This is a genomic window from Candidatus Microbacterium colombiense (genome assembly GCA_029203165.1).
Classification (GTDB): domain Bacteria; phylum Actinomycetota; class Actinomycetes; order Actinomycetales; family Microbacteriaceae; genus Microbacterium; species Microbacterium colombiense.
Genome location: CP119308.1, coordinates 1709670 through 1731614, shown reverse-complemented (window position 1 = coordinate 1731614; position 21945 = coordinate 1709670). Strand labels below are relative to the sequence as shown.

The following is a 21945-nucleotide window of genomic DNA, read 5'->3' as shown; positions in this document are numbered from 1 at the left end:
ATGAGCGAACAGGAACCCGAACTGCGCTGGGCGCCGATCCCCCCGGCGCCGAAGCGTCGAGGACGCGTGTGGCTCATCATCGGGCTCTCGGTGCTCGCCGTCGCGATCGTCGCGGTTCTGCTCTTCCTCTTCCTCCCACGGGGTGCGGCGCCCGAGCCGTCGCCTTCTCCGTCCACCTCGTCGACGCCCACGTCCACTCCGACGCCCTCACCGGAGCCCACACGCACACCGGAGATCACGCCACCCCCCGTGGCCGACCCTGATCTCGAGACATTCGCATCGCTCGTCCAGCCCCGCCTGGACGACGCCGTCACCGGCCTGGGCTTCCTGCCCGGTATGAGCGGTCAGGACGCCGTCCAGATCATCGATCAGCTGCAGCAGGACGCCGACCGCCTGGCGGATGCCGTCGCCCCGAGTTCGATCGCGTCGCAGTGGTCCGCAGCCGTCGCGGACTACGCGTCGAAGCTCGTCGCGCTGCGCACAGCGGCCGAGAACGGCAGCTCCACCACCGACCCGCTGAACGCCGCGTCGACATCGCTGAAGACCGTACGCGCGCTCGTCGGACTCTGAGCGCTCCGGTCGCTGGACTCAGAGCGTGTAGTCGGCGTTGTAGCGATCGAGCACCTCGGCGATCGGCGCATCCAGCACCAGCGCTCCCTTGTCGAGATACAGCCCCCGCGTGCAGAAGCGGCGGAGGTCGCGCTCGTTGTGGCTCACGAAGAACAGGGTCCGTCCCTCGGTGAGGAGCTCGTCGATGCGCTTGTAGCACTTGTCGCGGAAAGCCTTGTCCCCCACGGCGAGCACCTCGTCGACGAGCAGGATCGGTTCGTCGAGCTGTGACACGACAGAGAAGGCCAGACGCACCTTCATGCCGTTCGACAGGTGCTTGTAAGGGGTGTCCTCGAACCCCGCGAGCTCGGCGAACGAGATGATGTCGTCGTAGCGACTCGTGACCTCGTCGCGCGACATGCCGTGCAACCCGGCCGTGAGGCGCACGTTCTCCCGCACGGTCAGGTCTCCGACGAACCCACCGGTGATCTCGATCAACGGTGCGACACCGCCATGAACCGTGACACCGCCCTCGTCGGGCAGCAGCACCTTGGCCACGAGGCGCAGAAGAGTCGACTTGCCCTGGCCGTTCCGACCGACGACACCGATCGACTCGCCGGGCTGCACCGTGAACGACACGTCGCGGAGTGCCCAGAACTCTCCCGGTCTAGAGCGACGCGACGCCCCGGCGAAGAGATCCTTGATACTGCGGCGTCCCCGTCGATTGCGGCGGAAATGCACCCCGAGCCCTTGTACTTCGATCGCCGGCGCCATCACAGCTCCTTCAGGACGGGGCGTTCCATGGCACGGAACACCCAGACCCCCAGGGCGAGGATCACGAGGCTCATCACGATGCTGACGACGAGGGTGAACAGGTTCCACTGGTCGGGGAAGAACGGCATCCGGTAGAGCATGAAGATTCCGGAGAGCGGATTGAAAGCCCCGAGCGTCTGGAACGCGCCGGGAAGATCGGTGACGTTGTAGATGATCGGCGTCGCGTAGAACATCGCGCGCAGGATCAGCGCGGTGGTGCGCTCGAGGTCGACGTACATCACGCACAGCGGCGCGACGAGCAGACCGAGTCCCACCAACAGGATCGTCTGCAGAAGCATCGCGACCGGAAGCCACAGCACTCCCCAGCCGACCTGGACGACCTGGTCGGGATTCGTCTCGATCAGCAGATTGACGACCACGAACAGCACGAGCACCGGCAGGGAGAACAGGTACTCCATCCCCTTGCTGAGCACGATGCGGTTCACCCAGATGGAGCGAGGGATCGCGGTCGAGCGCACCAGCCGCGCATCCTTCTTGAAGGCGCGGGTGAAGTCGGAGACCGAGGCGTTGAACCACACCCACGGCAGCAACGCGCTGATGAGGAAGACGATGTACGGCTCTTCCCCGACATCCCGGCGGAAGATCTGCGTGAACACGAACCAGTAGATGGCGCTCATGACGAGCGGATCGAGCACCGACCACAGGTAGCCGAGGAAGCTCGTCGAATACCGGACCTTGAGATCGCGGGCAGACAGAAGCCACAAGGAATGCAGATAGCGCCGGGGCGTCCCGGGCGCCCCGACGGCAGCGTGACTCACGATGTCGAGTCTAGGAGAGAGTGTTGTTCCAGAGCGACAGCGCCGAGCCGATGGCCATGTGCATGTCGAGGTACTGGTACGTTCCGAGGCGGCCGCCGAAGTGAACGCCCTGCTCCCCCTTGGCGAGCTCGCGGTAGGCGAGCAGACCGTCGCGGTCACCGGGCGTGTTCACGGGATAGTACGGCTCGTCCTCGCGGGTGGCGAAACGTGAGAACTCCCGCATGATGACCGTCTTGTCGGACTCGTAGACGTCCTTGCGCTCCGGGTGGAAGTGCTTGAACTCGTGGATCCGCGTGTACGGCACATCCATGTCGGGGTAGTTCATGACGCTCGTGCCCTGGAAGTCGCCGACCGGAAGGACCTCCTGCTCGAAGTCGAGCGTGCGCCAGCTGAGGGCGCCCTCGGCGTAATCGAAGTACCGGTCCACGGGTCCGGTGTAGACGATGGGCAGCTGGCCCACGGTCGCCTTCTTGTTCAGCGGCTGCGACTCGTCGAAGTAGTCGACGTTCAGCTTCACCTCGATGTTGGGGTGATCCGCCATGCGCTCGATCCAGGCGGTGTACCCGTCGGTGGGCAGACCTTCCCAGGTGTCGTTGAAGTAGCGGTTGTCGTACGTGTAGCGCACGGGCAGGCGGCTGATGATGTCACCCGACAGCTTGTGCGGGTCTGTCTGCCACTGCTTCGCGGTGTAGTCACGGAAGAACGCCTCGAACAAGGGGCGTCCGACGAGCGCGATGCCCTTCTCCTCGAAGTTCGTCGCCGTCTTGGCGTCGAACTCGCCCGCCTGTTCCCTCACGAGCGCGCGAGCCTGATCGGGTGTGTACGCCGACTGGAAGAACTGGTTGATCGTGCCGAGGTTCACCGGCATCGGGAACACGGTGCCCTTGTGGGTCGTGTACACGCGGTGCACATAGTTCGTGAACGACGTGAAGCGGTTCACGTACTCCCACACCGTCGCGTTCGAGGTGTGGAAGAGGTGCGCGCCGTAGCGGTGCACCTCGATGCCCGTCTCCGGCTCCGCCTCACTGTAGGCGTTGCCGCCGATGTGGTGGCGGCGATCGATGACGGTGACCTTGCGGCCCGCTTCCGCGGCCCGCTCGGCGATGGTGAGGCCGAAGAAACCCGACCCGACGACGAGAAGATCCATCAGGCCGCCGTTCCGACGACGATGCGCGGGGTTCCCGCCCAGAGCGCAGGGTCGGTGGCCGCGCGGCCGTCGACGATCAGCTTGATGCCGGGCAGCTGCGCCGGAGTGAGCTCCTTGTAGTCGGCGTGATCCGTCTGCAGCACCGCGAGGTCGACCTCTCCCCCGATCGCGTACGGCTCGAAGCCGAGCCCTCGGAGCTCCTCGTCGGTGTACAGGGGGTCGTGCACGACGACCTCCGCTCCGCGATCCTTGAGTGCCTTGACCGTCGGGAAGACACCGGAGAACGCGGTCTCCTTCACCCCGCCGCGGTAGGCCGCCCCGAGCACGACGGCGCGCTGACCGGTCAGGTCACCGAGGATGCCCTCCGCCTGCGCCACGAGCCGCTCGGGCATGGAGGCGTTCAGCTGGCGTGCGACGCGCACGATGTCGGCGTCGGGGTCGGTCGAGAGATACAGACGCGGGTAGACGGGGATGCAGTGACCGCCGACGGCGATGCCGGGGCGGTGGATGTGGCTGTACGGCTGAGAGTTGCAGGCCTCGATCACCTTGTAGACGTCGATGCCGTGGGAGGCGGCGAACAGACCGAACTGGTTCGCCAGACCGATGTTCACATCACGGTAGGTCGTCTCGGCGAGCTTCGCCATCTCGGAGGCCTCGGTCGTCCCCAGGTCCCACACGCCGTTCGGGCGAGGCAGGTCAGGACGTTCGTCGAACTGCAGCACGGCCTCGTAGAACTCACGGGCGCGACGGTTGCCCTCATCGGAGAGCGCGCCGATCAGCTTCGGGTACTTGCGGAGGTCGGCGAAGACGCGGCCCGTCAGTACACGCTCCGGGGAGTAGGCGAGGAAGAAGTCCTTGCCCTCCACCAGTCCGGATCCCTCTTCCAGCATGGGCTTCCAGCGGCTCCGCGTCGTGCCGACAGGAAGGGTGGTCTCATACGAGACGAGCGTGCCCGGGGTCAGGTGCTCGGCGAGTGACCTGGTCGCGGAGTCCATGTACTTGAAGTCCGGCTCCCACGTCTCGTCGTTGACGAACACGGGGGCGACCAGCACGACGGCGTCCGCACCGGGAATCGCCTCGGCGTAGTCGGTCGTCGCGCGCAGGCGGCCGGCAGGGATCAGCTCCTCGAGGCGCTCCTGCAGGTGCGCCTCTCCGGGGAACGGCTCCTGAGCGGCGTTGATGGAATCGACCGCCTTCTGGTTGACGTCGACGCCGATCACATCGTGACCGGAGGAGGCGAACTGGACGGCGAGAGGGAGCCCGATTTTTCCGAGGGCCACGACGGCGATACGCATGAGGTCCAGTCTACGGGTCAGTTCCTGCACCTACGCCGACGGCCTGCCGGAGCCGGTCGCCCGGGATCGGCGGCAGAACCATTCGCGCGCCACATGGTCAGCCCGCTGAGCGCAGAGACCACGGCGACGCCGTGGATCCCGATGCGCCCGCGCGTTCAGGGCTGTGCTGTCGCGTCGACGCCGAGGAGGGAGGCGATGGTGGGCGCGAGCGCTGGAGCCAAGTAGGAGACGAACGTCGACGTCATGTGGTTCACGTCGCGATAGACGAACATGTCGTCGATGATCACCGGGCAGACATCCGCGTCGCAGATGAAGTCCGTGAAGTCGACGTGCGTGGCCCCGGTCGCGGCGGCAACCGACCGCTCGACGGAAGCGAGCTCGTCATCGATGGCCCAGCTGCGTTCCACACCGCATCCGGATACGTCGGTGACATCCATCGACGCGCAGGTCGCCGGCTCGGAGCGCAGACGAGGAGAATCGGCGATGAGGAGCACCTCGCTGCCCGCGGAACGCAGTCGCTCGACGGTTTCGGTGAGTCCGTCCTCCCACAGCGCGAGTCGGTCTGTGCCGTCGGGGCTCTCGGCCAGCACGTAGTGGGCATAGTTGGAGATGATGACGAGGTCGGGCGGGTCAGCCACGAGGCGCTCGACGACCTGCGCTCGCCAGCGATCGCAGGACTCGTACGGCACACTCTTCACGAGCACTGTGACGTCGGCCGCCGAGCAGGAGGACTTCGTATAGGTACGAAGGGACACGTCTCCCTGCGCTGACACGAAGTCATCCACGGCAGGGAACCACTGGGCCGAGTGGGAGTCCCCGAACAACGCGATCGTGGAACTGCCATCGGCATCGCCGTATTCGCAGTCCTGCACGCCTTCCGTCTTGACGTCGAACTGGCACCCGTCGGTGAACAACGGCGCCAGGTCATCTGCGACGTCCGGGAGCGCCGGAGTCATGTTCCGCGGTACGAAGTCGGTTGCGGCCGGTGGTGACTGCGGATACGACGCCGCGGCCGAAGCCTCACCACCCGTCCCCGTGATGCGCGCACTCGATGCCTGCACGGCGACGTTCGAGGCGATCACCAGCACGATCGTCACACCGAGCGCGGTGAGAAGAGTGACGCGAGGACGGCGTTCCGTCAAGATCTTGGGGGCGCGGAGCGGGTTCTCCACGAATCGGTGGAGCAGCCATGCGAGAGGCACGGCCAGGACGATACCGAGCACGATCTTGATCCAGAGGCGGAGCGGTTCCTGCTCTCCCACGGCGGCCTGCGGCACGACGAGCAGAGGCCAATGCACGAGGTAGAGAGAGTAGGAGATGAGTCCGATGAACTGCATCGGACGCAGCGAGAGCAGACGGTCGAGTCCCGATCCGGTCGACGTCGCGCCGAAGTAGATGACGAGTGCCGTACCGATGGTGGGGACGGTAGCCGCAAGCCCCGGGAACGCTGTGCCGTCGTCGAACAGCAGTGCGCTGCCCACGATCATCGAGAGCCCGATCCAGCCACCGACCGCCGCCATCCATTGCGGCGCGCGAATCCCCTGCAACAGGGCAGCGCCGACGATGGCGCCGATCAACAGCTCCCATGCGCGGGTCGGCAGGAGGAAGAAGGCGCTCGGCTGATCGATCGGGGTGAGGACCGCACCGGCGATCAAGCTCGCGGTTGCGAGCACCACGATCCCCGCGAGCACCAGGCGCGGACGCCTGCCGACCAGGAGAAAGAGGAGGAAGAGCAGCAATGGCCACAACAGATAGAACTGCTCTTCGACGCCCAGCGACCAATAGTGCTGAAACGGCGAGGGAGACTGGTCCGCGAGATAGTCGGTGTTCTGGATCGCGAACCAGATGTTCGGCACGTAGAGGATCGTGGCGAGGCCGTCGCGCAGCACCCGTTCGAGCGCGAGCGGAGGATAGAAGACGATCGCAGCCACCGCAGTGAGAACGGCGACCGTCAGAGACGCCGGCAGGATGCGGCGGATGCGGCGTGCGTAGAACTCGCCGAACTTCACACGGCCGTCGCGCTCCAGACTCTGCAGCAGATGGGTGGAGATCAGGAAGCCCGAGATGACGAAGAAGACGTCGACACCGACGTACCCGCCCGTGACGAAGGGAACGCCTGCGTGGTAGACGACCACGAGGCCGACCGCGACAGCGCGGAGCCCCTGGACGTCCGTCCGGAAGCCCAGCGCGGGCAGAGGACTCTTCGCGCCGGACGTCACGCGCTCGCGGAAGAGTCCAGGACCCGGATCAACTCCGCGATGACCCGCGCCGCCGCATGCCCGTCGCCATAGGGCGCGACGTCGGTATCGTCCGGGCGAGGGCGGCTGACGCCGGCAGTGATCTCCGCAGCAGTGTTGGCGAGGACGTTCCAGCCCAGCTCGATCGTCTCCACCCACTCCGTCTCGGTGCGCACCGTCGTGCAGGGGATCCGGAGCAGGAATGCTTCCTTCTGAAGCCCCCCGGAGTCCGTCACCACGCCGGCGCTGGAGAGCGCGGCCGCGATGAGATCCGCATAGGCGAGGGGCGCGTGAGCGATCAGGGAACCCTGGGTGAGCGCGATCCCATGCGCCGCCGCCTTCGCGACGACGCGGGGATGAGCGAGGAGGATCACCGGCTTCTCCAGAGCAGCGAGTGCCGAGGCGACGTCGGCCAGGCGCGCAGGATCATCGGTGTTCTCCGCGCGATGGATGGTCGCCACGTAGTACCCTCCCGCCTCGAGACCGAGCTCCTCGAGGAGTGCAGACGGGCGGCCGTCGAGCTCATCTCTGACCTCGAAGAGCACGTCGGTCATGACGTCCCCCACGAGAACGGTGCGCGAGGCCAGCCCCTCGTCAGCGAGGTGACCGACGGCGACCTCTGTGGGGGCGAGCAGCAGATCGGATGCGTGGTCGGTCATGACCCTGTTGTGCTCCTCCGGCATCCGACGGTTGAAGCTGCGCAGGCCCGCTTCGAGATGCGCGACCGGGATATGCATCTTCACCGCGCTGAGAGCCGCGGCCACGGTCGAGTTGGTGTCGCCGTAGACGAGGACCCAGTCCGGGCGGTGTTCGTCGAACACTGCGTCGAGCGCAGCGAGCATCGCTCCCGTCTGGACACCGTGCGAACCGCTTCCGACGCCGAGGTGCACATGCGGGTTGCCGATTCCGAGGTCCTCGAAGAACACGTCCGAGAGCATCGGGTCGTAGTGCTGACCAGTGTGGACGATGACGTGCTCCACCCCCGCCGCGAGCGCGGCCTTGTGGATGGGAGCAAGCTTCACGAACTGAGGGCGCGCGCCCACGACGCTGACGATCTTCACGGAAGACAGTCTAGATCGCGGCTCTGAGGCCTTCCCGCATCCGGGCTACTCTTGAGCGGTGCGTATTCTCGTCGTGACCCCGTGGTTCCCCACGACAGGTTCCCCGGTCTCAGGCGTGTTCGTCCGTCGTGAAGCGGAGGCACTCGCGGCGATGCACGAGGTCACCGTCCTCCACCTCGACTGGCAGCGCAGCTCCCCGCTCGGCACTGAGGTATCAGCGGCGTACGAGTATCACCACGAGAGCCTCGACCGGAGGGATCCACGCGCCTACGCACGAGCACGCCGCATCGTCGCGGATGCCGCCCGCGATCACGATGTCGTGCACACGCACGCGCTGACCGGCCTCATCCCCTGGCTCCTCGGCCGCCCGGCCCGCAATCGTGCGTGGGTGCACTCGGAGCACTGGTCGGGCCTGAGCGCTCCGGAGACGCTCGCCCTCGGCGAGCGCTGTGCGCTGGCGATCCTCGGTCCCCGTCTCGCCCGGCCGGATGCGGTGGTCGCCGAGAGTTCTCGCCTGGCCGCGGCGATCGCCCGCTTTCGTGCCGCTGCGATCGATCTGGTCCCCTGCGTGGTCGACACACCTGCCGCGGTCGAGAGCCGCTCGGAGGATGCCATCCATCTGATCGGCGTCGGAGCGATCACCGCACGAAAGGGACCGCTCCTCGCCGTCGAGACGCTGGCAGAGCTCGTCTCACGTGGCCTCGAAGCCACCCTCACCTGGGTGGGAGAAGGCCCCCAGCGCGAGCGGATGCTGCAGGAGGCGTCCGACCGGGGCGTCCTCGATCGAGTCCGGTTGACCGGCCGACTCGACGACGACGGCGTATCCCGTGAACTGAACGCGGCGAACATGTTCCTCCTGCCCACCCAGGGCGACAACTTCTGCATCGTGGCGGCGGAGGCGCTGGCTCACGGACGACCGATCGTCAGTGGCGCGGCGACCGGAGCCGTCGACTACGCCGATCCTTCGGTGAGCCGTTTCGTAACCGAGCAGACGGGCGTCGCCTATGCGAACGCCGTCGAGGACCTTGCGCGCGCAACGGCAGAGCTCGCTGCATCCCAGATCGCCTCGACCGTCACCGACCGCTTCACGCCCACGACGGTGGCCACCGCCCTGACCGCGATCTACACGCGCCTGGCGCCCCGGAACGGGCCAGAGGTCACACGATGACCCTGTCCGAACGACTCACCGACTGGATCGCACGGCATCCGGCTGCGCCCGTCGGTCGCCTCGCCGCGCTTCGCCATGGCATCCCGCGTCCTTCCGATCGCCGGGAGGTCGCGACTCCTCCGGATACTGACGTGCGGCTACTCATCGGACCGGCCAATCACGCGGAGCAGGCCACTCGCTGGGCGCGCGCTCTCGAGAACGCGGTCGCGGGACTCGGCGCTCGTTCGTACGCGGTCGAGTCCCGATTCGAATTCTCGGCTGACGCGGTCGTCTCCGATCGCGTGTTCCAGAATTCCCGGAAGTGGCAACGCCGACAGGCGGACGCGGCCGGTGGATTCACCCACCTCCTCGTCGAATCCGTTCGGCCACCGTTCGGACGGCTGGCCCGACGGGATATGCGTCGGCAGCTCGCACTGCTTCCGCGGAGCGTGCAGATCGCGTTCGTCTGCCACGGCACAGACATCCGCTCCCATCGCCGCCCGGCGGAGGCCCTCACCGCAGTGGAGCGCCAGACCGACCGCATCGCGGCACGCAATCGCGCACTCCTCGGTGAGCTCGACGGCCCTCTCTTCGTCACGACCCCGGATCTCCTCGATGACCTGCCACACGCTCGTTGGCTGCCGGTGGTCGTCGACCTCGCGCAATGGGAACGAGCCGATCGGCCGCCTGCGGGACGTCTTCGCGTCGTTCACGCCCCGAGCAGTTCGGCTGTGAAGGGAACAGCGTTGATCGAGCCGATCGTGCGTGCACTGCACGATGAGGGCGTCATCGACTACCGCCCTCTCTCCGGTGTACCGCACGCGGACATGCCAGGAGTACTGCGCAATGCCGACGTCGTGCTGGACCAGTTCGTTCTCGGCAGCTACGGCGTCGCCGCGTGCGAGGCGATGGCGGCGGGCGCCGTCGTCGTCGGGCATGTGACGTCAGCGGTCAGGGACCGTGTGCAACGCGCGACGGGACATACACTCCCCCTCACGGAAGCCACGCCCGAGACGCTCGAGGGCGTACTTCGTCGTCTCGCAGCAGACTCCGACGGATGGACCGACCGCGCGACCGCCGGGCGTGCGTTCGTGCGCGCCGTGCACGATGGCCGCCTCAGCGCCGAGATTCTGAACCGGAACTGGATCGACGCCGCCCCCGCCCAGAGGACTTCGTGACATGACTCGCTTGTTGATCATCTCTTTCTCGGACCTGCAGTCCGACGCACGATTGCAGCGCCAGATCGCTGCCTTCGCTGACTCTTACGAGGTGGTCACCGCCGGATGGGGAGATCGCCCACCCGGGGTGACCGAGCACATCTCGCTCCCCTATCCCCCATCAGGTGCGAAGCGCGCGCGCCGGATGCAGATCGAATCCGTGCTCTTCCGGCTACGCGCTTACGGCCTCGCTCACCGGACTTCTCCGCTGCAGAGGGCTGCCCGAAAGGCACTTCGCGGAGTATCGGCGGACGTCGTCCTTGCGAACGACATCGATGCTGCACCGCTCGCCTACGACATCGTCGAACCGGGGAAGATCCATGTCGATCTCCACGAGTTCTTCCCCGGCCTCCACGACGACAATCCGAAGTGGGCCGCCTACCGCGGTCCGTACAACGGATGGCTCGTACGACGCTTCGCTGGACCTGCGGCATCGACGACGACCGTCGCGTCAGAGATCGCAGACCGGTACCGTGCCTACGGCCTGGACTCGCGCGTCGTCACCAACGCCTCGTCCTACCAGGAGCGGGACGTGCGACCGGTCGGCTCGCCCATCCGGCTCGTGCACACCGGGGCGGCGCTCGCGGGTCGTCACCTCGAGACGATGATCGAGGGCGTCGCACTCAGCGATGCCGACGTCGAGCTCACGCTTCATCTCATGCCGAACGATCCGGCGTACATCGAACGGCTGCGCGCGCGCGCCGCGGTCCTGCCGAACGTGCACGTCCTGGACGCGGTGCCCCATCATGAGCTCGTGGACACTCTCGCTCAGCACGATGTCGGCATCCACATCCTTCCGGCGACGTCGACGAATCATCGCCTCGCGCTGCCGAACAAGTTCTTCGACTTCGTGCAGGCGAGGCTCGGTGTCATCGTCGGCCCGACGCCGGCGATGGCGGGCATGACCGAGCGCCTCGGCTTCGGCGCGGTCACGGCAGGGTTCGAGCCCCACGACGTCGCGGCCGTGATCGACGCGCTCACGGCCGAGAAGGTCGCGGCCTGGAAAGAGGCATCCGCCGCCGCCGCGGGCGATGTCTCCGCTGAACACCAGGTGGGCACCTGGGTGGATGCGATCGACCGGATCGCGACGAACTAGCCGCCGGCCACCTCGGCCAGCGCCGCGATCCTCGGTGCGAGCTGGCCTGCACGGGAATACTGCTCGCCCCATTCCTGAGCTGCGGTCCGCTCGGCCGGCGTCTGCGTCGCAGCCATCGTCGCCGCACGGGAGAATGCTGCCGCGACGCCCTGTTCCGTCAGAGCCTCGGAAGGAACCCACGCGGGGGAATCCCGGAGTACATCGCTTGCCGCGTTCCCAGGATCGTGCACCGAGACGATGGGGATGCCGGTCGCGGTGTACTCGAACACTTTGCCACTCGTGACGTAGCGCCCGGTCCCGAGAGCAAGGACAAGTGCGTCGAAACCACGGTACGCCCCTGCGATGTCCGCTTTACCGACTGGCCCGTCGTATCGGACTCCGTCTGCTGCCGCGTCCTCGATCAACCGGTCAGCCAGTCCGTCACCGGCACCGAAGTGGCCGATGTACCCCCGGAGCACGAGTTGCGCACCGGCGAGCCGAGCGTCGCTCCGGCGGGCACGCCGCCACCCCGCCAGGAGGATATCGAGAGGCACGTTCGGCGTGATGGTTCCGATGTATCCGAAGATCAGCCCCCCGTCGCGCTCCGGCCGAACGGGAACCTGGAGCGGCTCGCGATACTCGTCGAACCCGTTCGCGACCACTCGCATGCGCTCCGCGCTGGTCGGGTGCTCTCGCGCGTGCCAGTCTCGGATCGCGTCGTTGACGAACCAGATCTCGGCGGCCGATTCCATCAGACGGCCTTCCCACCGGCGCACCCCCGGCGTGGCCGTGATCAGTCGCCGCCCGGAGAAGACGTCGAGCTGCCATGCGTCGCGATAGTCCATGACGTAGGGCACGCCAAAGCGTCGGTGCAGGTGCCATCCGGGGATGAAGTCGACGTGCGGGTTCGCCGTGCCGATCGCGAGGTCGACCGGGTGCTGCGCATGGACGCGCTCGGCCATCTTCTCGAGCCCCGGACGCCAGCGACCGTAGTTCGGCTCCGGGAACCGGATGAAGTCCTTGCGCAGATCCCACAGCTTGTAGAGCTCCGGGAACCGCGCCCGGGCATACGGCCAGGTGGTGATGTCGTTCTGGAATGCGGGGACTCGAGGGTCCTCGCGCACCACCGTCACGCCCGGAGCGACCTGACGTGCCAGCTCCTCGTCGGACCCGGTGGACTCCCGGAAGAGTCTCTCCGGAACGGTGAGCACCGTCACATCCCAGCCCGCGCTCGCGAAGGCGTTCACCGTCGCGATGGCCCGATAGACACCCCCGGCACGACTGGGCGGGAAGCTCCACGCCGTGTACAGCAGATGCGGACGACTCATCACGCCACCCCCCGGGAAAGTGCGTCCACTGCCGCCAGCGCGGCCGCCGTCCCGTACACCGAGCGCGGTGCCTGCGCCGGACGGGCGGCGCGCCAGGCAGCGAAGGCCGCATCCTCTTCGGCAGCCACCACCAGATCAGCCGTCGCGAGCACACGAAGGGCATCCCGGTTCGACGAGATAGCGCGGGCGAACTGCGTCGCGTTGTCGGCGCCGAGGAGGCGCAGCACGATGCGCGCCGGAATCCCGGATCCGATGCGGCGCTGAGCGGCAGCGGCCCAGCTCGATGGGCGTCGGACGCTCACATGCGCTCCCGAGTCAGCCCAGCCGACCGTCTGCACATCTGCCGCATCGGAGATCCGTTCATCCACGCGAACTCCCTGAGGGGCCAGGACCACCACCCTCATCGGGCTTCATCCTCACCGTGAGGCGTGTGACGCTCGGTGTAGCCACGTGCCACTCGGCGCAGCACCGAACGGCCGGCGAACATCGTGCGCAGCGGAGCATGACGGTGAAAGAGCAACCAGGGCCCCAGCGGTACGACGGATGCGAACAGCGACGTTCCCTTCTCGGCAGCGGCGATCGCGCTGCTCACCGAGCGGTCCTCGATCGCGCTGAGAATCGGCTGCAGGTCGCGAGGCAGCAGTGCCCGCGCATGAGGGGCCGCGAGCCACAGCCGTCGCAGGATCGAGTCGGCATGTTCGAGGTCCGATGGCTGCAGTCGCCCGCCCGCCACCCGGTTGCGTACGGCTGGCACGACATGGACGCGGATGAGCTTCGACACCACCGCACGGCGGAGCGCCGGGCGCATCTCGGTCATCACGACCAGGACATCATCAAGGAACGCGAAGTCGTCGGCGAGCGGACCGAACACATGCGTGACGCGGTCGGTCTGGTCAGCATGCTCTCGGTACACCGGCGCGAAAGGGTCGAAGACGACTCGCGTCGACATCCACAGACGCAGCCCGAAGGATTGATCCACGCCGCGAGGGAGCCCATCCGCGTAGCGCAGGAAGTCCGTGGACACGCGGCGCTGGAGCCCCAGCGCCGCCGTCCTCTCGAAGAGTCGATCGCGATCCGCGTCGAGCACGGCCGGAGAACGGAACGCTCGCACCCGCGGAGTCGGCACCGCGTGGCCGCCGTCGCGAACGACGGGCGCGACGACGGTGTCAGCTCGGTGCCGCTCTGCGAGTTCGACCCAGGCGTCGAGCGCCCCGGCCTCGAGGGTGTCATCGGACCCGATGATGCTCACGAACCTCCCCGTCGCAGCATCGAGGCCGCGGTTGAACGCGTTGGCCGGCGACCTCACTCCATCCTCGAGGGGAAGGACGCGTACCCGTCTGTCGTCCATCAGAGGTCCGAGCCGTTCCGCGATGGCATCGACCGGCACGTTATGGGCGACGACGCTCACTCGCACATCCAACGCGGTGGCGAGGGCCGATGCAGCCGCACGTTCGACCGGTCTGCTCTGGTTATGCACGGCGATGATGACGTCCACCATCGGCGAGTCAGAGACCATTGTCGGCTCCGGGATCCTCAGCTTCGATCAAGCCGGCCAGGGCGGCCTGAAGAGCGAACTCCGGCTCTGCAGCGACGACCTCGTCGAACGATCCCGAGGCGGCGACCTCGCCGTCCCGCATGAAGAAGATCACGTCGGCGTTGCGGATGGTCGAGAGCCGATGCGCGACCGTGATCGTCGTCACCGACCCGCGAAGCTCTTCGATGGCGTTCGTGACTGCTGCTTCGGTCGCGGTGTCCAGCGCGCTGGTCGCCTCGTCCATCACCAGGACCATCGGATCCGTGTAGAGAGCTCGTGCGATACCGAGGCGCTGACGTTGCCCGCCCGACAGCGCGAGTCCACGCTCCCCGATACGTCCGTCGATGCCGCCGTCCCGTGCTTCGATCAGCGGGAGGATCTGCGCCCTCGACAGCGCCTGGCGCACTCGATCCCGGTCGAAGTCCGTCCGCCAGCTCAGCGCCACATTCTGCGCCACAGTGGCGTCGAAGAGCGACACTTCCTGCGGAACGTAGGAGATGTTCGCTCGCCAGGCGTTCAGAACACCTGACAGCGGAACGTCATCCACCGTGATCGACCCCTGTGTGGGATCCACCAGCCCGAGGAGAAGATCGATCATCGTCGATTTCCCTGCCCCCGACGCGCCGACGAACGCCACCTGAGACCCGAAGGGGATCTCGATATCGACCTGACGTACGGCATCTGCTGCCTCGGGCGAGTAGCGGAACGTCACATCCCGAAGGCGAAGCGCTCGCGGCGCCTCGGGCAGGCTCGCCGTGTCGCCGATGCTCGCTGCCTCCATGTACCGATCGGATCGTCTGACCTCTTCGAGCACAGCGCGGGCATGGGGCGTGCTGACGTTCAGCTGCTGGAGCACGGCCTGGAAACGGATGAGGGAGGGAGCGAGGCGGAACCCGGCCAATCCGAACAGCGCGATCGAGGCCATCGCCCCATCGACGTTCCCCTCGGTGAGGAAACCGGTGGCGCCGATGACGACGATCCCGCCGATCAGCGCGACGTCGAGAACGTAGCGCGGGACTTGGGCGAGGAACTGCGAGTTCGCCCTCGCGCGGGTCGCATGAGAGCGGTTCTCGCGGACCACACCGGCGACCTCGGATGCGCTGCCGCGAAGGGTGACCTCCTTGAGGGCGCCAATCATCTCTGTGATCAGCCGAGAGGATCGGAGCGAGTAGCGCAGTGCCACGAGGCCAGCCTGCTTCGAGCGTCTGGAGATCTGGAGCTGGAGGACGAGAGCGATACCGCCCAGATAGAGAAGCGTGACGAGTCCGACGAACGGCTGCGCGATCGCCAGGACGAGGATCAGCGAGAAGAAGCTCATGAACTCGCCGATGACGGATGCTCCGGGGAGCAGGAATCCGGAGATCGTCGTGCTCACGCTCGAGTCGCTGATGCGAACGAGGTCGGAGGAGTTCCTTCGCAGTCGCTCGATCCAGGGGGCGCGGATGTAGCCGTCGAACACCCGCACACCGAGCTGAAGCTCGTACGCCGCGAAGCGACGGGTGGCGAACCACTGGAGCGTGAGTGCGAAGACCCCCTTGAGAACGATGAGGACGCACACGAGCCCGAGCGGGATCAGGATCTGCGCTCCCTCGAGCGTCCCGACGAGGGGCAGATCGATGGGCTGGCGACTGATGAGCGGCGCGATCACGACCGCGAGCATTCCGAGTGCGAACCCGTCCATCAGGGCGAGAGCACCCATGATCGCCGCATAGATGCCGAGGAATCTCGCGGCACTCCTCGGGAGAACCCCCAGAACCTCTTTGTACAGCGCCCAGTTCGCCTTCATGGCCTCTCCTCGCTCGCTTCGATGGCCGCGAGGAACGCGCGACCCTCCGAATCGGAGTTGAGCTCCGCGGCGACGATGCGCGCGTTGTCCTTCATCCGTGTGATCTGATCTGCGTCGAGGCCCGCGAGAGTGTCTCGCAATGACTCCCAGGTGAACTCAGGAACCACGACTCCGTGTCCGTACTGGCGCACCAGTGGAGCGAGCGTCGGAGTCTCTCCCACCACGAGAGCAAGCCTGCCCTGCGCTGCTTCGAAGAACTTGTTCGGCATCGCGTACTGGATGTTGTACGTCCCGTTGGGTCGGTAGAAGACGATCTCGATGTCGAATTCATTGATGGTCTGTGCGATCTCGCGCATGGGAGCCGGCGGAACGATGTGGATGCGATCGCTCGCCGGATGTGTGGCGATCTCTTCTCGCAGCTTGGCGTGCACCGCGGGGTTCGCCGTCAACATGAACGTCATGGAGAAACGATCAGGGAGTTCCCGCAGCGCCGCCAGGATCTCGGTGAAACCACGGGCCCAACTCGGCAGACCGTGGAACAGCAGCTTGATGTTCGAGGGGTCGACCTCGCTCGGCTCGAGTCCCGGAACGAACGGCGGAGCGTTTCTGACCTCGGCGGGAACCGGTATCGCGAACTCCTCCGCGTACAGCTGACCGATCGGAGTGTTGACCACGGACCGGCTCGTGAAACGCGGCGACCCGATGTGCCGCCGTACCCATCGGTAGTGCGGCCCCGTGAGCCGACCACCGAAGTTGCGCCGGCGGACGTCGGGATCACGGTACTCATGGAGATCCAGGTGCCGGCGCCCCCGCAGAGCGACAGCGCCGAAATCGCGGCGATCCTCCACCCATGGCACGAACTCGTACTCGTTGAAGACGACGAGATCGTAGCGTCCGGCACGGATCCTGCTGCGCAGCGTCTGCGGGATGCGACGAGTGACCAGGAGTCGGAATCGCGCCCGCGCAGGCATCAGGAAGTGCGTGATCAGAGTGCCGAGGCGACCACCGGTCCAGCTGACGGGGTCGCTCAACTCGAAGTGGTCGCGGACGTCGTCGGTCGGATGCGGGCCGAGCCCGAGCGTGTCGACCGTCCATCCGTCGCTGCGGAGCCAGTCGATCTCTCGGCGCACCCGTGGGTCCTCGGCTATGCGGGAATACGAGAGGACCAGCACGGTCCGTTCCGGCGTGGGGGCGTTCGAGTCAGCAGTCATGTCTCACGGGAGTCGAGGGCGTCGGTCACAGGGTGATCGACGTGCCGGTGCGCGCCGAGTCCAGTGCGGCCTCGACCACGACCAGCGTCCGCAGTCCCTGCTCCATGGTCACGACGTCGGTCTGGTGCCCGAGCACGGCATCGCGGAAGGCCTCATGCTCGACACGCAACGGCTCGCGCTTGGCGAACGCGTAGCGTGTGACGTCTCCTTCGGAGACCCCGCGGAACGACGACACGGACTCCCACTCGAGGGGGATCGTGCCGTTGGCGAAGAACGTGAGGTCGCCGGTGGAGGTGTCGGCGACGAACGCGCCCTTCTCCCCCGTGACGACCGTGAGGCGCTCCTTCATCGGGCTGAGCCAGTTGACGATGTTGTTCACGATGACACCGGATGCGGTTCGCCCGGTGATCGTGATCATGTCCTCGAACTCGCGACCGCTCTTGAACGCCGTCTGAGCGAACACGCGCTCATAGTCGCTCTGCACGACCCAGGCGGTGAGATCGACATCGTGCGACGCGAGATCCTTCGCGACACCGACGTCGGCGATACGGGAGGGGAACGGGCCCTGGCGACGCGTCGCCACCTGGTAGACCGCTCCGAGCTCGCCCGCCTCGATGCGGCGGCGCAGTTCCTGCAGCGCCGGGTTGAAGCGCTCGATGTGCCCGACAGCCCCGACCAGGCCGGCCGCGCTGAACGCGTCGACCATGCGCTGTCCGGCCTCGACGCTGTGCGCGATCGGCTTCTCGACGAGCGTGTGCACGCCTGCTGCCGCAAGCTTCAACGCGGCATCCTCATGGAACCGCGTGGGAACGGCCACGACCGCGGTGTCGATACCGGCGGCGATCAGAGCATCGATGTCGGGCAGGATCTCCAGGTCGCCTGCGACACCGTGCGGATCCCCGCCCGGATCGGCGATCGCCACGAGGTCGACGCCCTCGATCTCACGCAGCACTCGCGCATGGTGACGGCCCATCATGCCGACACCGAGAAGGCCTGCACGCAGAGTCATCAGGCACCCGCCTTCGTGACGACGTCCACCGCAGCCACGATGCGCTCGAGGTCGCTCTGACTCAAAGACGGGTGCACCGGCAGCGATGCCACCTCGCGCGCGGCCCGCTCGGTCTCCGGCAGATCCAATCCCGGCGCGAACCCGGCGAGCGACGGGAGGCGGTGGTTGGGAATCGGGTAGTACACGCCCGCACCCACGTTGTGCTCGTTCTTCAATGCGGCGACGAACCCGTCGCGGTCGTCGGGAACTCGAACCGTGTACTGGTGGTAGACGTGCACGGCTCCCTCTGCCACCGGCGGCACCACGACGCCGCGCAGATTCGCATCCAGGAATGCCGCGTTCTCCTGGCGCTTCGCGGTCCAGGCGTCGACCTTGGTCAGCTGCACGCGGCCGATCGCGGCGTGGATGTCGGTCATCCGCGCGTTGAACCCGATGATCTCGTTCTCGTACTGGCGCTCCATGCCCTGGTTGCGCAGCAGCTTCACGCGGCGGGCGATCTCATCCGTCGCCGTGGTGACCATGCCGCCCTCACCGCTGGTCATGTTCTTCGTCGGGTACAGGCTGAACATCGCGAACTCGCCGAATGAGCCGACGGGGCGGCCGTCGAGCGCAGCGCCGTGGGCCTGCGCCGCATCCTCGTACAGCGCGACTCCACGCGCCGTGGCGAGCTCCTCGAGTTCACGCATGCGCGCCGGGTGGCCGTAGAGATGCACAGGCAGGATGCCTCGGGTCCGAGGGGTGATCGCCGTGGCGACCGCAGCAGGGTCGAGCGAGAACGTGTCCGGCTCGATGTCGACGAACACCGGCGTCGCGCCGGTGAGCGCAACCGAGTTCCCGGTCGCGGCGAAGGTGAAGGAGGGGACGATGACCTCGTCGCCGGCGCCGACACCCGCTGCGAGCAGACCGAGGTGCAGACCGGCGGTGCCCGAGTTCACGGCAACGGACGGGCGCCCCGGCACGAAGTGAGCCGAGAACTCCTGCTCGAAGGCCGCGACCTCTGGTCCCTGTGCGACCATGCCGCTGCGCATGACGCGGTCGACTGCTGCGCGCTCCTCGTCGCCGATGATGGGCTTGGCGGGGGGAATGAACTCGCTCACACGATCTCCTTGGTCAGTTTTCCGTCAGTCTCGATGAATCGATCTCCCGTGGCAGGGCAGACCCAGACGTGGTCTTCATCGGTGGCAGCGAGGGGCACACCGGACTCGCCGACCCACCCGATCCGGCGGGCGGGAACACCCGCGACGAGCGCATGGGCGGGGACGTCCTTGACGACGACGGCGCCAGCGGCGACCGTCGCCCACGCGCCGATCGTCACCGGGGCCACGCAGGTGGCGCGCGCACCGATGGCGGCACCGCGCTCGATCGTCACTCCGACCGGTTCCCAGTCGTGCGCGCTCTTGATGGAGCCGTCCGCATTGATGGCGCGAGGATAGGTGTCGTTGGTGAGCACGACGGCCGGGCCGATGAACACCCCGTCACCCAGTTTCGCGGGCTCGTACACCAGTGCGTAGTTCTGCACCTTGCAGTTGTCGCCCATCACGACGCCTGTGCCGATGTACGCGCCGCGACCGACGATGCAGTTCTCTCCCAGACGGGCGTTCTCTCGCACCTGGGCGAGATGCCAGATCGATGAGCCGCCACCGATCGTCGCCTCGGGAGAAACGTCGGCTGAGTCGACGATCCGGACGGGGGTGGGCTGGGTCACTGATTTCTCCTCGGGGCGTCGTCGCGCTCGCGATGACTCGACGGTGTGCAATCCTATCGTTCAGTCGCTGAACGCCCGCCGACCGGACGCCCGCGAGCCGTGCGGGAGTCCACGACGCCGAGGACGGCATCCGCCGCCCTTCCTGCCACGGAGACCGACGAAACGTGCTTCTCCGCCCAATCCACCAGGTGCTGGACGGGTTCGCCATCGCTCCGCCGGAGCAACTCCGATATCGCCTCGGCATAGTCGGCGGCGTTGTGCGCGGCCGACGTTCCCAGGCCGTCCTCGCTGACCAGCGTGCGCAATGGCTCGGGACCACTGTAGGCGACAGGGGTTCCTGCGGCCATCGCCGCGTAGAGCTTGGTCGGCACAGCGAAGTCGTAACCCTTGCCGGGCTGAAGCGTCGCGAGAGCAATGCGAGCGGAACGAAGCCACATGGCTGCTTCCTCGGCCGGAACCGGAGGGAGGAAACGGACCCTGTCACCGATGCCGTGCGCGATCGCCGCCGCGTGCAGCGCATCGCGGTCAGCCCCCTGCCCGATGAAGGCGGCTGTGACGTGGGGGTCGGCGCTCATGACGATGGCAAGAGCCTCGACGGCGACGCCCGCGCCGTGCCATTCGCTCATGGTCCCCATGTAGACGATGTCAGCGGGGTCCGCGATGTGAGGGCCCCGGGGCGAGAACAGCTCGGTGTCGACCCCGTGGCCGACCGGACTCGTCTTCGCGCCGGGCGCGAGTGATGCGATCCTCGAGACCACTCCGTCGGACACGACCAGATTGCTGTCGGCTCCGCGCAGAGCGAACCTCTCCAACCAGCGCACGACCCCGATCACCCACCCCGCGGCTCCGGTCATCTGGGCAGCGTCCGACCAGATGTCTGCGGCGTAGTAGACGTAAGGTCGCCGCCGGATCCGCGACGCGAGCCTGGCGACGGCGCCGGTCGTCGGCGGCGGTTCGATCACATAGGCATCGGCGCGCGGGCCGAACACCATGCGGAGGAAGAGAGGCACGTCGAAGCTCATGTACTGGAGGTATCCGCGAACGTACCCCGAGCGGTCTCGAAGGACGGGCCAGCGGTCGATGACGGCGCCGCCGTGCGACGCGGAAACCGCATCACGAGGCGGGCGTGTGGTGAGCACGCGGACCTCGTGTCCACGACGCGTGAACTCTCGCGTGAGGGCTTCGAGCCGCAGAGAAGCAGCCGACGGCTCCGGGGCATAGATGCGGGAGACGATCGTGATCCGATGCGGACGCGGCTCGACCTGCCCACCGTGATCTCTCGCCATGAAGCGTTGCCCTCGCCTATCCGCCGGTTGATCGATGTCCGATCCGACACCTGACACAATAGAACCATGTCCACGAGCGTCCCTGCGTCCTCCACACCCGACGCCAGAGCCTGGGTGGTCATCCCCCTGTACAACGAGGCGGGAGTGATCGGAGGCGTCATCGAGGGCCTGCGGCCGCATTTCGCCCACATCGTGTGCATCGATGACGGCTCCAGCGACGGATCCGCCCGTGAAGCCGAGGAGGCCGGCGCCCATCTGGTGCAGCACCCGGTGAATCTCGGCCAGGGAGCGGCTCTCCAGACCGGAATCACCTACGCGCTCTCCCACCCCGACTGCGATTTCATCGTCACGTTCGATGCGGATGGCCAGCATCGCGTCGAGGATGCCGTCGGAATGCTCGAGGTCGCGCGCCGAGATGATGCCGCGATCGTGTTCGGCTCGCGTTTCCTGGATGACCGCACCAACCCGGGGTGGGTCAAGAAGGTCGTCCTGAAGACCGCCGTGTGGGTGACCAACCTCACCACCAGTCTGAAGCTCACCGATGCGCACAACGGTCTGCGTGTGATCAGGCGCGACGCCGCAGAGGCGATCGAGCTCAAACAGGACCGCATGGCGCACGCCACCGAGATCGTGCTGGAGCTCGGTCACACCGGTCTTCCCTGGAAGGAGTATCCGGTCGAACTCCTCTACACGGACTATTCGAAGGCGAAGGGCCAGAGCGTGCTCAATTCCGTGAACATCCTCGTAGATCTGGTGGTGCGATAGT

The 21945-nt window shown here is 66.9% G+C and carries 20 protein-coding genes; 5 read left to right on the top strand and 15 right to left on the bottom strand.

Features of this window, described 5'->3' with window-relative positions; genetic code table 11:
- Window positions 1-570 carry a hypothetical protein gene (locus P0Y60_08310; protein WEK62713.1) on the top strand — a complete coding sequence of 190 codons (570 nt, stop codon included), beginning with the start codon at window positions 1-3 and terminating at the stop codon, window positions 568-570.
- 18 nt (window positions 571-588) lie between these two features.
- On the opposite strand, the gene P0Y60_08305 is transcribed toward P0Y60_08310, so the two are convergent.
- The 6 genes from P0Y60_08305 to wecB form a co-directional block, all read right to left on the bottom strand.
- Window positions 589-1323, bottom strand: a complete 735-nt coding sequence (locus P0Y60_08305; protein WEK62712.1) for an ABC transporter ATP-binding protein — start codon at window positions 1321-1323, stop codon at window positions 589-591.
- Window positions 1323-2141, bottom strand: a complete 819-nt coding sequence (locus P0Y60_08300; GenBank protein ID WEK62711.1) for an ABC transporter permease — start codon at window positions 2139-2141, stop codon at window positions 1323-1325. Before P0Y60_08300 ends, P0Y60_08305 begins: the two co-directional genes overlap by 1 nt.
- Window positions 2142-2151: 10 nt before the next feature.
- A complete protein-coding gene (gene glf / locus P0Y60_08295) occupies window positions 2152-3288 on the bottom strand; it encodes a UDP-galactopyranose mutase (protein ID WEK62710.1) in 1137 nt (378 codons plus the stop codon).
- Window positions 3288-4583 carry a nucleotide sugar dehydrogenase gene (locus tag P0Y60_08290; protein ID WEK62709.1) on the bottom strand — a complete coding sequence of 432 codons (1296 nt, stop codon included), beginning with the start codon at window positions 4581-4583 and terminating at the stop codon, window positions 3288-3290. Before P0Y60_08290 ends, glf begins: the two co-directional genes overlap by 1 nt.
- Window positions 4584-4738: 155 nt before the next feature.
- The gene (locus P0Y60_08285) at window positions 4739-6802 is read right to left on the bottom strand and encodes an acyltransferase family protein (GenBank protein ID WEK62708.1); all 2064 of its coding nucleotides are present in this window, start codon (window positions 6800-6802) and stop codon (window positions 4739-4741) included.
- Entirely contained in the window at window positions 6799-7881 is a 1083-nt protein-coding gene (gene wecB / locus P0Y60_08280) for a UDP-N-acetylglucosamine 2-epimerase (non-hydrolyzing) (protein ID WEK62707.1), read from the bottom strand. The genes P0Y60_08285 and wecB overlap by 4 nt, the downstream gene beginning before the upstream one ends.
- Window positions 7882-7939: 58 nt before the next feature.
- Between wecB and P0Y60_08275 the strand changes: the two genes are divergently transcribed.
- Genes P0Y60_08275 through P0Y60_08265 form a run of 3 tightly spaced genes read left to right on the top strand, consistent with a single transcriptional unit; the run spans window position 7940 to window position 11341 of the window.
- Window positions 7940-9049, top strand: a complete 1110-nt coding sequence (locus P0Y60_08275) for a glycosyltransferase family 4 protein (protein ID WEK62706.1) — start codon at window positions 7940-7942, stop codon at window positions 9047-9049.
- A complete protein-coding gene (locus P0Y60_08270; protein WEK62705.1) occupies window positions 9046-10206 on the top strand; it encodes a hypothetical protein in 1161 nt (386 codons plus the stop codon). The genes P0Y60_08275 and P0Y60_08270 overlap by 4 nt, the downstream gene beginning before the upstream one ends.
- A 1-nt stretch (window position 10207) precedes the next feature.
- Window positions 10208-11341, top strand: a complete 1134-nt coding sequence (locus P0Y60_08265) for a glycosyltransferase family 1 protein (GenBank protein ID WEK62704.1) — start codon at window positions 10208-10210, stop codon at window positions 11339-11341.
- Here the strand turns inward: P0Y60_08265 and P0Y60_08260 are convergent.
- The 9 genes from P0Y60_08260 to P0Y60_08220 are packed head-to-tail and all read right to left on the bottom strand — an operon-like array spanning window position 11338 to window position 21179.
- Entirely contained in the window at window positions 11338-12648 is a 1311-nt protein-coding gene (locus P0Y60_08260) for a glycosyltransferase (GenBank protein WEK62703.1), read from the bottom strand. The two genes, P0Y60_08265 and P0Y60_08260, sit on opposite strands and share 4 nt — an antisense overlap.
- Window positions 12648-13016, bottom strand: coding sequence for a hypothetical protein (locus P0Y60_08255; protein WEK62702.1), 369 nt, complete (start codon window positions 13014-13016; stop codon window positions 12648-12650). The genes P0Y60_08260 and P0Y60_08255 overlap by 1 nt, the downstream gene beginning before the upstream one ends.
- Before the next feature lie 32 nt (window positions 13017-13048).
- Window positions 13049-14164 carry a glycosyltransferase gene (locus P0Y60_08250; GenBank protein ID WEK62701.1) on the bottom strand — a complete coding sequence of 372 codons (1116 nt, stop codon included), beginning with the start codon at window positions 14162-14164 and terminating at the stop codon, window positions 13049-13051.
- Window positions 14154-15968, bottom strand: a complete 1815-nt coding sequence (locus tag P0Y60_08245; protein ID WEK62700.1) for an ATP-binding cassette domain-containing protein — start codon at window positions 15966-15968, stop codon at window positions 14154-14156. The genes P0Y60_08250 and P0Y60_08245 overlap by 11 nt, the downstream gene beginning before the upstream one ends.
- On the bottom strand, window positions 15965-17179 hold the full coding sequence (locus P0Y60_08240) for a hypothetical protein (protein WEK62699.1): 1215 nt from the start codon (window positions 17177-17179) through the stop codon (window positions 15965-15967). Before P0Y60_08240 ends, P0Y60_08245 begins: the two co-directional genes overlap by 4 nt.
- Before the next feature lie 25 nt (window positions 17180-17204).
- Window positions 17205-18191, bottom strand: a complete 987-nt coding sequence (locus P0Y60_08235; protein ID WEK62880.1) for a Gfo/Idh/MocA family oxidoreductase — start codon at window positions 18189-18191, stop codon at window positions 17205-17207.
- A complete protein-coding gene (locus P0Y60_08230; GenBank protein WEK62698.1) occupies window positions 18188-19285 on the bottom strand; it encodes a DegT/DnrJ/EryC1/StrS family aminotransferase in 1098 nt (365 codons plus the stop codon). The genes P0Y60_08235 and P0Y60_08230 overlap by 4 nt, the downstream gene beginning before the upstream one ends.
- Window positions 19282-19893 (bottom strand): acyltransferase, encoded by a 612-nt coding sequence (locus P0Y60_08225; protein WEK62697.1) that lies wholly within the window; start codon window positions 19891-19893, stop codon window positions 19282-19284. The genes P0Y60_08230 and P0Y60_08225 overlap by 4 nt, the downstream gene beginning before the upstream one ends.
- A gap of 53 nt (window positions 19894-19946) precedes the next feature.
- Window positions 19947-21179 carry a glycosyltransferase family 4 protein gene (locus P0Y60_08220; protein WEK62696.1) on the bottom strand — a complete coding sequence of 411 codons (1233 nt, stop codon included), beginning with the start codon at window positions 21177-21179 and terminating at the stop codon, window positions 19947-19949.
- A 66-nt stretch (window positions 21180-21245) separates the two neighbouring features.
- On the opposite strand from P0Y60_08220, the gene P0Y60_08215 reads away from it, so the two are divergent.
- Window positions 21246-21944, top strand: a complete 699-nt coding sequence (locus tag P0Y60_08215; GenBank protein WEK62695.1) for a glycosyltransferase family 2 protein — start codon at window positions 21246-21248, stop codon at window positions 21942-21944.
- Window position 21945: the final 1 nt, after the last annotated feature.